Origin of the sequence: Mesorhizobium sp. L-2-11, assembly GCF_016756595.1 — a bacterium.
Classification (GTDB): domain Bacteria; phylum Pseudomonadota; class Alphaproteobacteria; order Rhizobiales; family Rhizobiaceae; genus Mesorhizobium.
In genome coordinates this window covers 5,516,479-5,530,347 of sequence record NZ_AP023257.1, presented here as the reverse complement: position 1 = coordinate 5,530,347, position 13,869 = coordinate 5,516,479, and the positions used below count along the sequence as shown (strand labels likewise).

The following is a 13,869-nucleotide window of genomic DNA, read 5'->3' as shown; positions in this document are numbered from 1 at the left end:
ATCACTGGACGGGCACGTTTTCCTTGAAGACAAGGCGCGGTTCGATGAGTTTCCGCGTAAGATAGGGCGCCGAGGAAGCGATCGAGCCGAGCAGGCGAATGACCGATTGCTCGGCGATCAGCCGTGCATTCTGGTCGATCACAACATCGAGCAGATCGTCGACGAGATAGCCGCGTGTCGCCCTTGTCAGGTCGTGGCAGATGAACACCGGCTTCCTTTGCGGCTTAGCTTCCAGCAGCGCTTTCGCCACGCCAGAGCGTCCGGCGCCGACGCAATAGATGCCGAGCAGTTCCGGCTCGTTGTGCAGCGCCTTCATCGTCGCCGTGTAGCTGATATCAGGCTCGTCGTTGATCTCGACGGCGCTGGTCACGGTCAAATTGGGGAACTCCTCGCTGAGCACCGAGCGAAAGCCCATTTCGCGTTCCTCATGTCCGCGATAGGAGCGTGAGCCGACGACCATCGCCAGATGGCCCGTGCGACCGCCCAGGAAACGTCCCATCAAAAGGGCTGCGGTGCGCCCGGCGACACGGTTGTCGATGCCGACATAGGCCGATCGCGGTGCGCCCGGAACGTCCGACACCAGAGTGACCAGGCGGATGCCGACCTCGACGATCTCGCGCAGGATGTTGCGCGTTCTCGGGTGATCGATCGCAATGACGCCGACGCCGTTTGCCTTGAGCGAGAGGTTTTCGACCGCCGCCTGCAACGCGTTCGGCGAGATGCCGGCGAGCTTGTGGATGCGGCAGGAGGCGACGAGCGGCAGGCGTGCCGCATAGTCCTCGATATGATTTGCCAGATCCACCATGAAGGCGTTCGAGCCGATCGGCAGGAAGAACTCGAGATGCGCCGGCCGCGAGGGCAGCACGACCTGATCGACGACCGGCAAATAGCCGAGTTGCTTGGCCGCCTCCATCACCCGCTGCCGGTTGGCGGCGCTGGCGCCTGGCCGGTTGTTCAGCACCCGGTCGACCGTCGCGGTCGACAGCCCGCAGCTTCTGGCGATGTCCGCAACGGTGGCTTTCATAGTCATAGGAGCGGATGTGATCCTGTACCAGAGATACGACTAACCCGGCTTCCAACCGGCCACTCAGCCCTGCGATTGCTTGCCCTGGACGATGGCGTCGCGGATCTCCTTGTCGGACATGCCGGTGATGATCCGTTCGACTTCCGCGACGTTGGTGTTTTTCGGGTCGATATCGTCGGCGACCACCTTGCCGCGGCGCATGACGACGATGCGGTCGACCACCTGGAAGACATGATGGATGTTGTGGGCGATGAAGATGCAGGAATGGCCCGAATCGCGGGCGCTGCGCACGAAGCTCAGTACGCCTTGCGTCTCGGCGACGCCGAGATTGTTGGTCGGCTCGTCGAGGATGATGAGGTCGCTGTCGAAATGCATGGCGCGTGCGATCGCCACCGCCTGCCGCTCGCCGCCGGAAAGCGAGCCGATCGGTGTGGTCGGCGGGATGTTCTTCGAGATGCCGACCTGCTTGAGCAGATCGCGGGCGACCACGTTCATCGCCTCCTGGTCCATACGGTTGAGAAAACGCGGCGGCTTGATCGGCTCGCGCCCGAGGAACAGGTTGCGCGCGATCGACAATTGCGTGACCAGCGCCGAGTCCTGGTAGATCGTCTCGATGCCATGGGCGATGGCGTCGCTGGTGCTGCGCAGGTCCACCTTCTTGCCGCGGATGAAGATGTCGCCGCTAGTCAGCGGGACCGCACCCGACAAGACCTTGATCAGCGTCGACTTGCCGGCGCCATTGTCGCCGAGCAGACCGACGATCTCCCTTTCATTGACATGGAAATTGACGTCTACAAGCGCCTGCACGCGCCCGTAGTGCTTGCGGATGTTTTCCATGCGGACAAGCGGCTCAGTCATGGTTCAAGTCCCCGCCTGATGCCGGCGTTCCAGCCATGAGTGGAGCGCCATCATGCCGAGGATGATCGCGCCGATGAAGATGTTGTAGGCCAGGCCCGGCACGCCGATCAGCACGATGCCGTTGCGCATCACGCGCAGGATCAGGATGCCGAGCACGGTTCCGATGATGGTGCCGCGTCCGCCGGTCAGCGCCGTGCCGCCGATCACCACCATGGCGATGACTTCGAGTTCGTAGCCGGTGCCGCTGTTCGGGTTGGCCGCCGAGGTGCGCAGCGAGCTGATGACGCCGGCAAGCGAAGCCATGATCGACGACAGGATGAACAGGCCGATCTTGACGCCGCTGACATTGACGCCGCGCGCCCTTGCCGCATTGGGGTTGCCGCCGGCAGCCTGGATCCAGTTGCCGGTCCGGCTTTGTGTCAGCACATAACCGAGTGCGATCGCGGCTGCGATGAACCAGAACAGCGACATGTAGATACGGAACGGCCCGATGAAGAAATCGCCGACCAGCGCCTCGGCGAGCCAGCTGCCTTCGGCGCTCCAGGTCCGCTGCGGAAATCCGCTGGTGACGAACAGAGCGGTGCCGCGCACCACCAGCAGCATGCCGAGCGTCACCAGGAAGGACGGTATCTTGAGTTGCGTCACGAACCAGCCATTGACCAGCCCGATGAAAGCGGCAACCAGCAAGGCCACGACGAAGCCGGCCTCCAGCGAGGTGAGGCCGCTGTTGAAGAGCGTCCACATCAAGACGGGCGAGAAACCGAACAGCGATCCGACCGAGAGGTCGAATTCGCCTGAAGTCATCAACAGCGTCATCGCCAGCGCGATCAGGCCGAGCTCGACCGTGAAGGCGAGTATGTTGCTGATGTTCTGCGGCGACAGGAAGTCGTGGTTGAACCCCCAGAACACGACGATCTCGACGACGAGCAGCACGAAGGGCCCGAATTCCGGCCTGGCGATCGAGCGTTGGATGATGGAACTGTTTTCCACGTTGGACCCGCGCCATGGTTGGAACTGGCCAAGCCCGACACCGCGTGAGGCGGTTCGAGGCTCAGCGGGATGATGGGGATGATCGTGGCAGGCGTGCCGCGACCATCCCGATCGCGGTTTTATTTGCCGGACAAAATGTCGTCGTAGATCTGCGCGGTGTCCTTTTCGTAGAGCGCGCCGGTGATCACGTCGAAGCCGGGCGGAATGCCGCTGGCGGCCATGTTGGCGATCGAAAGCGCCACATAGCTGGTCGCCTGCGGATCCTGCCACTGCGCGGCATTGACGTAGCCGGTCAGCACCTCCTGGGTGGTGTCGAGCGAGTTGCCCCAGCCGGCGACCGGGATTTCGCCCGGCTTGATGCCGACCTGGTCGAACACCCGCTTGATCGAGCCGGTCACCAGGTCGCCGAGCCCGATGATCGCCTTGACCTTGGCCCTGTTGGCGGTGAGATAGTCGACCATGCGGTTGATGACTTCGGCCTGGTCGAGCGTGGCTTCGGTAATTTCATAGGTGATGCCGAGCGGCTCGAAGACGCTCTTGATGCCTTCTTCTTCCTGGACGCCATAGGTGGCGCCGGGGATTTCAACCGGCATCCAGACAAAATCGCCTTTCTTCACCAGGCCCTTGTCGACCAGATACTGCGCCCAGTTCTTGCCGAAGGTGACGTTGTCGCCGCCGACATAGGCGTTGAAGTCCGCCTTTGGATCGGGCGTGTTGAAGTTGATGATCGGGATGTTTGCCGCTCGTGCCTCCTTGACGAGCTCGATTAGGCTGCCCGGGTCAGGACTGGTGGTGGTGATGCCGTCGGCCTTGGCCGCGATGGCGGCGCGAACAGCCTCCTGCTGGGACGACACGTCGCCATTGTGGAACGAGGTGTTGACGGTGTTGCCGGTGTCCGTCGCCCATTGCTTGGCGCCGGCGAGGAAGTAGGTCCAGACCGGGTCGGCCGGGCCGCCATGCGAAATCCAGTAGAATGTCTTGGCCTGTGCCGCCGCCGGAATCGCCAGCGCCACGATCAAGCCGAATACAAATAGTCGTAGCCTCGTCAGCATTTGATTTCCTCCCATTTTGAAAACTCCTCCACCTCCACCACGATCACGGCAAACCCTGATCGTATTTCTTGCCGGCGCCGATCTGGATGCATCAGAGCATCCGCTTTTTCGACACATGGCAAGCCTCCATTTGCCAGTGGTAGTTGGCGCACGACAAGGCGCCATCAGCAGTCCCATCAGATTGCATCAGTTTGCCTGATAATTTTCCAGGCAGGCGGATCCTCAATTCGGCCGAGACATCTCTCTCAGTCGCAGTCGGGGAGGGAAACCTAGATAAGGTCGGCCCTGGCCAGGTCCCGCATCAGATGGCTGGCGCCGTAGGTCCAGTGCGGACAATCGGGTGACAGCCGTACCCGGTTGACCAAGGCGCCGAATTTCTCCGATGAGATGGTGACGATGTCGCCGACCTTGTGCGTAAAACCCTTGCCCTTTTCGCCGCGATCCTTCGACGGCACGAACATGGTGCCGAGATAGAGCGCCAGCCCGTCCGGATATTGGTGATGCGGACCCATGGCGGCGGCAACCAGCTCTTCCGGCGAACGGCTGATCTCGGCCATCGAACTGGCGCCCTCCAGCGAGAAACCGTCCTCGCCCTCGACCTTCAGCCGCACGGTGGCCTGCTTCACGTCACCGATGGAAAAGACATCGTCGAACAGCCGGATGAACGGGCCGAGCGCGGCCGAGGCGTTGTTGTCCTTGGCCTTGCCGAGCAACAGCGCCGAGCGTCCTTCGACGTCGCGCAGATTGACGTCGTTGCCGAGCGTGGCGCCGACGATCCTGCCGCTGCTGGCGGCGATGATGGCGATTTCCGGCTCCGGATTGTTCCAGGTGGAGACCGGATGCAGGCCGACATCGGCGCCGAAGCCGACCGACGCCATCGGCTGGCATTTGGTGAAAATCTCGGCATCGGGGCCGATGCCCACTTCCAGATATTGCGACCAGGCGCCGCGCTGGATCAGCTTGGCCTTGATCTCCATCGCTTCCGGCGAGCCGGGCCTGAGCTTGGACAGATCGTGGCCGATCAGTCCGGCAATGTCGGCGCGAATGGCGTCGGCTTTTTCCGCCGAGCCGCGCGCCTGCTCCTCGATGACCCGTTCGAGCAGACTGACGACGAAGGTGACGCCCGACGCCTTGACCGCTTGCAGGTCAACGGGGGAGAGCAGGTACGGCTTTTGCGGATCGCGCGCGGCCTGGAAACTGTTGGCTGAGATCGCATCGAGCGATCCGATCGGTTCGCCCGCGGCGGCGTGGACGTAGCCTGCCGGGTCCGGCATCTCGCAGACGTCGCGCACGGTTGGTGCCATGCTCGAGGTGATGTCGAAGACCGTACCGCCGCGTACGGTGACCACCAGCGGATGGGACCTGTCGCTTGTCCGGGCGCGGCCGATGAAGAGGCCCTCGTCGGGCAGGAGGGTGGCGTTCGTCATGGCTTGCGGTCCTCTGCTATCTTTGTCCTGCATCGTCGCTGCCGACCAATGGTCCATCAAAAGCTTGGGTCCATCAAAAGCCTGGCCGCGGCGGCGGCACTTTCAACAAATTCCCGCCAAAGGTCTATCCCGTTCCTCGCGGTCGAGCCCTGCGCTGCATTTCGCATCGGCGGACGCTATCCTCTTCAATCCGCTGATGCCTGGATCGAACGCTTTCAAAATTTTGAAATCGTGGGTTCAGGTGACCCTTGCCCATACCGTTTCGCTAGTCCGGCCGATCCCCATCCCAACCTTTCGGCAGGTCGACGTCGCCGTGACAATCGCCTGGAATCGTATGCTGGATGCATTCGAGCGGCTGATTTTATGCCGATTCAGGAATCAGCTTGACAGTTTCATGATTATGAAAAATTCTTGAGCAATTTCAAATTTCGATGGGCAATCCCGATGTCGACCATCGTTGCAAGGCAGCCGCTGCCGGAGTCCAGGTCCTCGACGGGTTTCCGGTTGGCCATGCTGCTGCCGGGCGGGCTGGTCACCTTCTTCCTGATCCTGTTCGCTCTCGGCCTCGTGGTTTTCCTCGCCCTTCGCAGCAATGACGGTTCGCTGCTGGGCGCGGGTTTCACTTTTGCGAATTTCATCACCGTGGCATCCGACCCGCTGTACTGGACGGTAACGCTGCGCTCGCTGGCCATTGCCGGCCTGGTGACGCTGGCGACGGTCGTCACCGCCTATCCCGTCGCCTACTACCTGGCCTTCCATGCCGGACGGCGGCGCGGGCTGCTGCTGTTTCTGGTGACGCTGCCGTTCTGGACCAGCTATCTCTTACGCGTTTTCGCCTGGAAGATCGTGCTTGCCTACAATGGCGTGCTGAACTCGGCGCTTATCGAAAGCGGCATCTGGTCCGAACCGACACTGGCGTTTCTCAACACGCCGGCCGCTGTCGTCGTCACGCTTGCCCACGCCTATGCGCCGTTCGCCATCCTGCCCATCTATGTGGCGCTGGACACGATCCCGAAATCGCTGCTCGAAGTTGCTTCCGATCTCGGCGCCAGACCGTTCACCAGCTTCCGCCGCGTCGTGCTGCCGAACTCGATGCCGGGCGTGCTGGCGGCGGCTCTCGTCGTCTTCGTGCCGACGGTCGGCGACTATGTCACCCCCGCGCTGGTCGGCGGTCCTGCCAGCACTATGATCGGGTCGCTGATCCAGGCCCAGTTCGGCAAGGCAAATGACTGGCCGTTCGGCGCAGCACTCGCCGTTGCCGTCATGCTGGTCATCCTTGCCGTGGTGCTGGTCGTGCGTTCCGCCGACCGCAGATTTGGCAGCCGGATATGAGCGTCGCGCGCATAGACGCAAAGCAAGGAGGCCGTTGGCTCGGCGCCTACGTCCTTGTCTACCTGGTATTCCTGTATTTGCCGGTATTGCTGATCCCGCTTTTCTCCTTCAACGATTCGATCCAGGCGGCATTTCCGCTGCAAGGCTTCACGTTTGAATGGTACAAGACGCTGTCCGGCAATTCGGCGCTGTCCGGCGCCCTTGTCAACAGCCTCGTCATCGGTGCAATTGCCGCCACCGGTGCCACGCTCTGCGGCATCACCGTGTCCTACATGGATCTCTTCGGCCGTTCGCCGCTTGCCGCCACGATCAGCGCCATCGCGCGGCTGCCGATCCTGATCCCCGGCGTCATCATCGGCATCTCGCTGCTGATCCTGGTCAACCTCATTGGCTTCGGTCCATCGCGAACCGCCATCGTGCTCGGCCACATATTGGTGGCGCTGCCGACGACGGTTGTGATCATGAAGAGCCGCTTCGCCGCTATCCCCAAGACCATCCGCGAGGCGGCGCTCGATCTCGGCGCGTCCGACTGGACGACGTTCAGGCGGGTCATGCTGCCGCTCAGCCTGCCCGCCATTGTGTCAGCGTTCATGCTGGCCTTCCTGACCTCCTTCGACGAGTTCATCGTCGCCTTCTTCCTCGCCGGCACCGAACCGACCCTGCCGCTTTATATCTGGAGCCAACTGCGCTTCCCGAAATCGCTGCCCACCGTCATGGCGCTAGGCACGGCCATCCTGGCTGTGTCCTTCGTCATCGCGGCAATTGCCGAAATCCTGCGCCATCGCGGGCTCGCCGCCGTTCGGCGGCCGGTACCCGCCAACCTGTCCAAACCGGAAGAAACCGAAAGAGGAGAACTGCAATGGCATTCGACCTGAAATCGATAAATCGCAAGACAGTCCAAGCCGGATTGGCAGCCTTCGTGCTGGCGCTTTCGTCGACCGTCGCGCTTGCGGCCGACAAGTTGCAATATTTCACCTGGTCGGGCTACGAACTTCCCGACTTCAACAAGAGCTTCCTCGCCGCACACCCCGATGGCGTCGAGGCCTCGATGTTCGGCGACGACGATGACGCCTTCACCAAGGTCAAGGCCGGTTTCCGCCCGGATGTCGCGCATCCCTGCTACGACAAGGTGGCGCGCTGGAACAAGGAAGGCCTGCTGCAGCCGATCGACACCAAGCGCATCAAGAATTGGGATTCGATCTTTCCGGTCTTCAAGAACCTGCCCGACCTGCAGGCCGGCGACGGCAAGGTCTGGATGATTCCGTGGGATTGGGGCAACACCTCGATCCTTTACCGCACCGATCTGGTGAAGAATCCGGAACCGAGCTGGAACCTGCTGTGGGACAAGCAATATGCCGGGCGCATGGCGACAATCGACGCCGTCCACGATACGCCGGTGGTGGCGGCGCTTCTCGCCGGCGTCAATCCGTTCGACATGACGCCGGAACAGATGGAAAAGGTGGCTGAAAAACTGCGCGAGCAGCGCCCGCTGCTCTCCAACTACACCACCGACATGACCTCGGTCGAACAGGCGCTGGCGAGTGGCCAGTTGGTCGCCGCCATGACCTGGAACGCGTCGGCCACCTCGCTGAAGAAGCAGGGTGTACCCGTCGAGTTCATGAAGCCTAAGGAAGGCATGCTGACTTGGGCGTGCGGCTTCGTCATGCTCAAGGACGCCAAGAATGTCGACCTCGCCTATGATTTCATCAACAGCCGGCTGGAGACGGATTCAGGAAAATACCTGATTCAGGCCTATGGTTACGGCAGCTCAATCAGCTCGGCCTTCGCCGCGGTGCCGAAGGAGGAACTGGAAAAGCTGCAACTGCCGTCCGATCCGGAAGTGATGCTGAAGACTACCGTCTTCACCGGGCCGATGAAACAGAATGACGAACTCGCCAAGATGTTCGAGAAGGTCAAGGCTGGCGGCTGAACCTGGCCTTCCCTTCTCCCCTTCTTGTGAGAGAAGGTGGCCGAGCGGAGCTCGGTCGGATGAGGGGTGGTCCAGCTCGGCACAACCGCGCTCCGGCCAGCGCTCTCAACCGTCTCGGCGCTGCGCGCCAAGCGCCGCTCCAGGATACCGAAAACGAGGTCGGGAAACAGATGGATATACTGGACCAAGCGGCTGATAAGCCGAAAGACGACGCCGATGTGCGGGTCGGCCGGCGCGTGCGGGCGCTTAGGCTGGAACGCAGTCTTTCGCTGGCCGAGCTTGCCGCCAAGGCCGGCGTTTCGATCGGTGCTCTCAGCCAGATCGAGCGCGGCCTGTCCTCGCTTCGCGTCAAGGTGATCTGGCCGCTCGCCGCCGCTCTCGACATCGAGCCGTCGGCGCTGATTGCTGACGGCAACGATGCCGTCAGCGATCTCTATTGCGTGCGCGCCAACAGTCGGCGCCAGATCCCGGTGAAGTCGGAAGGCATTGCCAAGGCGCTGCTGTCGCCGCCGGCCGCTACGCTCAACGGCATGCTGGTGACGGTGGAAGCCGGCGGCGGCACCGTCGAAGCCTACGCCCATCCCGGCCACGAATTCGGTTTCGTCCTGTCGGGCGAAGTCGAACTCGTGATCGATTCAACCACCTACGGGCTGAAGACCGGCGACAGCTTCGCCTTCAAAAGCACCTTGCTGCATGCCTTCCGCAATCCGGGCACCGAGCGCTGTCAGATCCTCTGGGTCAACACGACCAAACCGTCCGAGGTCCGCGATGGCGCCTGATCCTCTCGTCCGGCTGGATGCGGTATCGAAGATTTTCCCCGGCGGCATCGTCGGTCTCGACGCCGTCGATCTCGACATTGCCCGCGGCGAGTTCCTGACCTTGCTCGGCCCATCCGGCTGCGGCAAGACGACTAGCCTGCGGGTGATCGCAGGGTTCGAAAGCCCGTCGAACGGACGGGTGCTGCTCGACGGCCGTGACGTTACTTCGCTGCGGCCATTCGACCGTCCCGTCAACACCGTGTTTCAGGACTATGCGCTGTTTCCGCACATGGACGTCGCCGAAAATGTCGGCTTCGGCCTGTCGCTGCGCAAGCTTTCCGGGGCAGAGCAGGCAAAGCGTGTCGGCGAAGCGCTCGACATGGTCGGCCTTGCCGAGAAGCTCGGCGCCCGCGTGTCCGAATTGTCGGGCGGCCAGCGCCAGCGCGTCGCGCTTGCCCGCGCCATTGTCTGCGAACCGCGTGTGCTGTTGCTCGACGAGCCGCTGTCGGCGCTCGATGCGCATCTGCGCGAACAGATGCAGGTCGAATTGAAGCGGCTGCAGTCGCGGCTCGGCACGACCTTCGTCATGGTCACCCACGACCAGACCGAGGCGCTGTCGATCTCCGACCGCATCGTCGTCATGAACAAGGGCCGCATCGAGCAGATCGCACCGCCGGCGACGCTCTACGACCGGCCCGCCACCAAATTCGTCGCCAGTTTCATCGGCACGATGAACCTGCTGCAGTCGCGCTTTGTCGGCCGTGATGGCGATCGGTTGCATTTCGCCGCCGGCGCCCTGCCGCTCGAAGCCACGTCGGAAACCGGCGAAGCGCCGGGAGAAGGCGCCGTGCGAACCATCGGCGTGCGTCCGGAGGATCTTCTGGCAGCGACCGAAGCTGCGACCGGCACCGCGCCGGTGCGGGTGAGCAGCATCGTCTTTCATGGCCGCACCTTGCGCCTGCACGCCGAATTGGGGCAGGGGATACCAGTGGTGATCGATGCGCCACGCCGGGCGGAAGGTTTTCAATTCAGCGTCGGCGATGTGGCGTATATCAGCCTGCGTCGCGGCGCTACCTGCCCTATGCTACCCGGCTAATCTGATCCCCGTCCTTCCCAGAAAATCGGAGCATCACCCATGAGCAATCACCTGAACTTCTTCATCGACGGCAAATGGGTCGCGCCCGTGGTGCCGGCGACGCTGGATGTAATCGATCCGTCCACCGAAGAGGCCTACACCAAAATCTCCGTCGGCTCGAAGGCCGATGTGGATCGCGCCGTGGCGGCGGCGAAGGCGGCCTTTCCGGCCTTTTCTCAGACCAGCAAGGCCGAGCGCCTGAAGCTGCTTAGGCGCATTCTCGAAGTCTATAACGAGCGCTACGAGGATATCGCGCAGGCTGTCAGCCAGGAGATGGGCGCGCCGATCACCTGGGCGCGCCAGGCGCAGGCCTGGGCGGGCAGGGCGCATATGGAAGCCACCATTCGGGCGCTGGAGGGTTACGAATTCAGCGAGAAGCGCCGCACCACCATGGTGGTCAAGGAGCCGATCGGCGTCTGCGCGCTGATCACGCCGTGGAACTGGCCGCTCAACCAGATCGTCTGCAAGGTGGCGCCGGCGATCGCCGCCGGCTGCACCGTCGTGCTGAAGCCTTCCGAGATCGCGCCGATCAGCGGCATCGTCTTTTCGGAAGTGATGGAAGCGGCCGGCACGCCTGATGGGGTCTACAACCTGGTCAACGGCACCGGTCCGGATGTCGGACAGGTCATGGCCGGCCATCCGGATGTCGACATGGTTTCCTTCACCGGCTCGACCCGGGCCGGCATCATCGTCGCCAAGACGGCGGCCGAGACGGTCAAGCGCGTGGCACAGGAACTCGGCGGCAAATCGCCCAACATCGTGCTTGCCGATGCCGACCTTGAAAAGGCCGTGCGCAAGGGCGTCAACGCCTGTTTCGGCAATAGCGGCCAGTCCTGCGATGCGCCGACGCGCATGCTGGTGCCGGCCGCTCGCCACGATGAGGCGCTGACGATCGCCAGGAAGGCGGCGGAGGCGCACAAGGTCGGCGATCCGCGCTCGGAAGACACCAGGCTCGGGCCGGTGGTCAGCAAAATCCAGTTCGACAAGATCCAGCGGCTGATCGAGGCCGGCGTCGCCGAGGGTGCAACGCTGGTCACCGGGGGCCCCGGCCGGCCGGAGCATCTTAATCGCGGTTATTACGTGCGGCCGACCGTCTTCGGCCACGTCACGCCGGGCATGACCATCGAGCGGGAAGAAATTTTTGGGCCGGTGCTTTCCGTCATCTCCTATGATAACGACGATGACGCGGTGAAGATCGCCAACGACACGGTCTATGGCCTCGCCGCCTACGTGCAATCAGGGGATATCGAGCACGCGCGAAAGATCGCCGGCCGCCTGCGCGCCGGACAGGTCTCGATCAACTATCCGGAATGGGACACGTTCGCGCCGTTCGGCGGCTACAAGCAATCGGGCAACGGCCGCGAATATGCCGACTGGGCGATCCATGATTTCCTTGAGATCAAGGGCATCATCGGCTACGGCGCTTAGTGAAAGAGCCCGCTCAGCGCCGCCGTCCAGGAAGGGCGCGCGGCGCTGTAGCGTGGCCAAGCCAGACTATTCGGCGGCCTCGCGGACAGGGATCAGGCGCCGCTCGACCTGCTGGAGATGCAGGCGCATCGCTGCCGCCGCGCCGCCGAGGTCACGCTCGGCGATCGCCTCGACGATCCGTTCATGGTCGGCGAAGCTGTGATGGTCGGCCGGGGGGCGTGCGCCTTCTGAACGAAGACGTCCCCAGACCACGGTTCGGCGCACGGCGTTCAGTACGTCGAACAGGCCGAGCAGCACATTGTTGCGGCTCGCCTGCGCAATCTGCCGGTGGAGCAGATTGTCGACATTCTCATATTGCCGCCATGTGACGGCTTCCCGGGTCTGCACCAGCGATTGCCGCATCGCGGCGATATCCGAAAGCGTGGCGTGCAGCGCCGCTTCGCGCGCAATCTCCGGCTCGAGGATGAGGCGCGCGCGCATGACGTCGGCCGGATTGGTGCGCCCGGCGATTTCCGAAATGCCGATCGTCTCCTCGACCGGCCCGCTGCCGACGAAGGTGCCCCTGCCGACGTGACGCCAGATGCGGCCGTCCTTCTCGAGCACCGCCAGCGCCTTGCGCAGATCGCCGCGCGATACGCCGAGGCTCTCCGACAGTTCGCGCTCGGCAGGCAGCCGCGTCTCACCGGAATGATCCATCTGGGCAAGATAGGCCTGCAGCTGAACCAGGGCGGCGTGGCCGCCATTACCGGGATCGTCCATCAATTTAACCAATCCGCATATGATTTCCCTTTGTCGGTGTTAAAGCGATTAGCTCAAACCGTCAACTGCCGAGTTTTCTGGGCACACCTGTTCGATACGGTGCAGTTTCTCCTTGACCAATCCGTCCAATAGCTTTAACCAATCAAGGAAATGGTTACAAAAAACGGGAGGAATGACAATGACCGGCGTGTCCAGAATCCTTGCCACCGCTTTCGCTGCGGTCCTGGCATGTGCAGCGCCCTTGTCGGCGGCAAATGCCGGCGACATGCGCATCGCCTTCGGCGACCTTCCCGGGATCGAATCCATCCAGACACTCGCCGCGATAGAGCGCGCCAAGGCGCGCGGCGTGAATGTCGAGCTCATCGTTCTCAATGACGAGGATCTGGCCGCCCAGGCCATTGTCGGCGGCCAGGCCGATGTCGGCATCGGCGCACCCTATACCTTGATCCAGAAGGTGGGCGTGCCGATCCGCATTTTCGCGCAGATATCGACGCTGCGCTTCTTTCCAGTCGTCAACAGCGAATTCTACAAGGATTGGAAGGATCTCGACGGGCAGGAGGTCGCCGTGCAGGCGCGCGGCTCCGGAACCGAGGCGGTCATGCTGCTGATGGCGAAAAACCACGGCATCAAGCTCGGCAACATCAGCTATGTCCCGGGTTCCGAGGTTCGCCGCAATGCGCTGCTCCAGGGAACCATCAAGGCGTCGATCGTCGATGCCGCCAACAGGCGCGCGCTTGAGGCCGAGGCTCCGGGCAAGTTCATCGTTCTGCCGGTCGAGGATCTCGGCGCCTCTGACGAGGCGCTTTTCGCGACCGCGGACTATCTGAAGAACAACGCCGCCGACGTCGACATCCTGGTCGAGGAACTGATGAAGACCGCGCGCGAGATCACCGCGAATCCGGCGGTCGCCGTCGAGCTTCGCAACAAATATAAACTGCTGCCGGATCTCGGCGCTGAGGCCGACAGCGAAATCACCGAATACTACAAGGAAACCGCGGAAGCCGGCAGCCTTGCGCTGAACGGCGGCGGAGCCGATGCGGCCAAGGACGACTTCGCCTTCTTCAGCCTTGCCGGCCAGATCGAAGGCGATCCCGCCAGCCTCAAGGTCGAGGACTTCTGGGATGTCTCCGCAATCGACCGCGCCGTCGCCAAGCTCGGCAAGAAATAGGCGGCCTG

Annotated in this window: 14 protein-coding genes; 8 read left to right on the top strand and 6 right to left on the bottom strand. The window is 62.8% G+C overall.

The annotated features are described in order from the left end of the window. Nucleotide 1: 1 nt before the first annotated feature. From JG739_RS26460 to JG739_RS26440, 5 genes are all read right to left on the bottom strand, one after another. Nucleotides 2–1,024: a LacI family DNA-binding transcriptional regulator gene (locus JG739_RS26460; protein ID WP_202367657.1), complete on the bottom strand. Its 1,023-nt coding sequence runs from the start codon at nucleotides 1,022–1,024 to the stop codon at nucleotides 2–4. Nucleotides 1,025–1,087: 63 nt separating this feature from the next. Continuing rightward, on the bottom strand, nucleotides 1,088–1,882 hold the full coding sequence (locus JG739_RS26455) for an ATP-binding cassette domain-containing protein (RefSeq protein WP_202364082.1): 795 nt from the start codon (nucleotides 1,880–1,882) through the stop codon (nucleotides 1,088–1,090). A gap of 3 nt (nucleotides 1,883–1,885) precedes the next feature. After that, nucleotides 1,886–2,872, bottom strand: coding sequence for an ABC transporter permease (locus JG739_RS26450; RefSeq protein ID WP_202364081.1), 987 nt, complete (start codon nucleotides 2,870–2,872; stop codon nucleotides 1,886–1,888). Between the two features lie 119 nt (nucleotides 2,873–2,991). Then, nucleotides 2,992–3,924 (bottom strand): substrate-binding domain-containing protein, encoded by a 933-nt coding sequence (locus JG739_RS26445; RefSeq protein WP_202367656.1) that lies wholly within the window; start codon nucleotides 3,922–3,924, stop codon nucleotides 2,992–2,994. 269 nt (nucleotides 3,925–4,193) lie between these two features. Beyond that, entirely contained in the window at nucleotides 4,194–5,351 is a 1,158-nt protein-coding gene (locus tag JG739_RS26440) for a fumarylacetoacetate hydrolase family protein (protein WP_202364080.1), read from the bottom strand. Between JG739_RS26440 and JG739_RS26435 the strand changes: the two genes are divergently transcribed. From JG739_RS26435 to JG739_RS26405, 7 genes are all read left to right on the top strand, one after another. Further along, entirely contained in the window at nucleotides 5,338–5,766 is a 429-nt protein-coding gene (locus tag JG739_RS26435; protein WP_202364079.1) for a hypothetical protein, read from the top strand. The genes JG739_RS26440 and JG739_RS26435 overlap by 14 nt on opposite strands. A gap of 29 nt (nucleotides 5,767–5,795) precedes the next feature. Beyond that, nucleotides 5,796–6,683 carry an ABC transporter permease gene (locus JG739_RS26430; RefSeq protein WP_202364078.1) on the top strand — a complete coding sequence of 296 codons (888 nt, stop codon included), beginning with the start codon at nucleotides 5,796–5,798 and terminating at the stop codon, nucleotides 6,681–6,683. Further along, complete coding sequence (locus JG739_RS26425) at nucleotides 6,680–7,558, top strand: ABC transporter permease (protein ID WP_202364077.1); 879 nt, start codon at nucleotides 6,680–6,682, stop codon at nucleotides 7,556–7,558. Before JG739_RS26430 ends, JG739_RS26425 begins: the two co-directional genes overlap by 4 nt. Continuing rightward, a complete protein-coding gene (locus tag JG739_RS26420) occupies nucleotides 7,543–8,613 on the top strand; it encodes an ABC transporter substrate-binding protein (protein WP_202364076.1) in 1,071 nt (356 codons plus the stop codon). Before JG739_RS26425 ends, JG739_RS26420 begins: the two co-directional genes overlap by 16 nt. 170 nt (nucleotides 8,614–8,783) lie before the next feature. Beyond that, nucleotides 8,784–9,392, top strand: a complete 609-nt coding sequence (locus JG739_RS26415) for a cupin domain-containing protein (protein ID WP_202364075.1) — start codon at nucleotides 8,784–8,786, stop codon at nucleotides 9,390–9,392. Then, nucleotides 9,382–10,467, top strand: coding sequence for an ABC transporter ATP-binding protein (locus JG739_RS26410; RefSeq protein WP_202364074.1), 1,086 nt, complete (start codon nucleotides 9,382–9,384; stop codon nucleotides 10,465–10,467). Before JG739_RS26415 ends, JG739_RS26410 begins: the two co-directional genes overlap by 11 nt. 39 nt (nucleotides 10,468–10,506) lie before the next feature. Then, a complete protein-coding gene (locus JG739_RS26405; protein ID WP_202364073.1) occupies nucleotides 10,507–11,934 on the top strand; it encodes an aldehyde dehydrogenase family protein in 1,428 nt (475 codons plus the stop codon). Nucleotides 11,935–12,000: 66 nt separating this feature from the next. Here JG739_RS26405 and JG739_RS26400 read toward each other — a convergent pair whose 3' ends face one another. Further along, a complete protein-coding gene (locus tag JG739_RS26400; RefSeq protein WP_202364072.1) occupies nucleotides 12,001–12,693 on the bottom strand; it encodes a FadR/GntR family transcriptional regulator in 693 nt (230 codons plus the stop codon). A 178-nt stretch (nucleotides 12,694–12,871) separates the two neighbouring features. Between JG739_RS26400 and JG739_RS26395 the strand changes: the two genes are divergently transcribed. Further along, complete coding sequence (locus JG739_RS26395; protein ID WP_202364071.1) at nucleotides 12,872–13,861, top strand: ABC transporter substrate-binding protein; 990 nt, start codon at nucleotides 12,872–12,874, stop codon at nucleotides 13,859–13,861. Nucleotides 13,862–13,869: the final 8 nt, after the last annotated feature.

Bases quoted from the DNA above. Each gene is read 5' to 3' on its own strand.
- JG739_RS26460 (WP_202367657.1), bottom strand. From the start codon at position 1,024: ATGAAAGCCACCGTTGCGGACATCGCCAGAAGCTGCGGGCTGTCGACC.
- JG739_RS26455 (WP_202364082.1), bottom strand. From the start codon at position 1,882: ATGACTGAGCCGCTTGTCCGCATGGAAAACATCCGCAAGCACTACGGG.
- JG739_RS26445 (WP_202367656.1), bottom strand. From the start codon at position 3,924: ATGCTGACGAGGCTACGACTATTTGTATTCGGCTTGATCGTGGCGCTG.
- JG739_RS26440 (WP_202364080.1), bottom strand. From the start codon at position 5,351: ATGACGAACGCCACCCTCCTGCCCGACGAGGGCCTCTTCATCGGCCGC.
- JG739_RS26430 (WP_202364078.1), top strand. From the start codon at position 5,796: ATGTCGACCATCGTTGCAAGGCAGCCGCTGCCGGAGTCCAGGTCCTCG.
- JG739_RS26425 (WP_202364077.1), top strand. From the start codon at position 6,680: ATGAGCGTCGCGCGCATAGACGCAAAGCAAGGAGGCCGTTGGCTCGGC.
- JG739_RS26420 (WP_202364076.1), top strand. From the start codon at position 7,543: ATGGCATTCGACCTGAAATCGATAAATCGCAAGACAGTCCAAGCCGGA.
- JG739_RS26415 (WP_202364075.1), top strand. From the start codon at position 8,784: ATGGATATACTGGACCAAGCGGCTGATAAGCCGAAAGACGACGCCGAT.
- JG739_RS26410 (WP_202364074.1), top strand. From the start codon at position 9,382: ATGGCGCCTGATCCTCTCGTCCGGCTGGATGCGGTATCGAAGATTTTC.
- JG739_RS26405 (WP_202364073.1), top strand. From the start codon at position 10,507: ATGAGCAATCACCTGAACTTCTTCATCGACGGCAAATGGGTCGCGCCC.
- JG739_RS26400 (WP_202364072.1), bottom strand. From the start codon at position 12,693: ATGGACGATCCCGGTAATGGCGGCCACGCCGCCCTGGTTCAGCTGCAG.
- JG739_RS26395 (WP_202364071.1), top strand. From the start codon at position 12,872: ATGACCGGCGTGTCCAGAATCCTTGCCACCGCTTTCGCTGCGGTCCTG.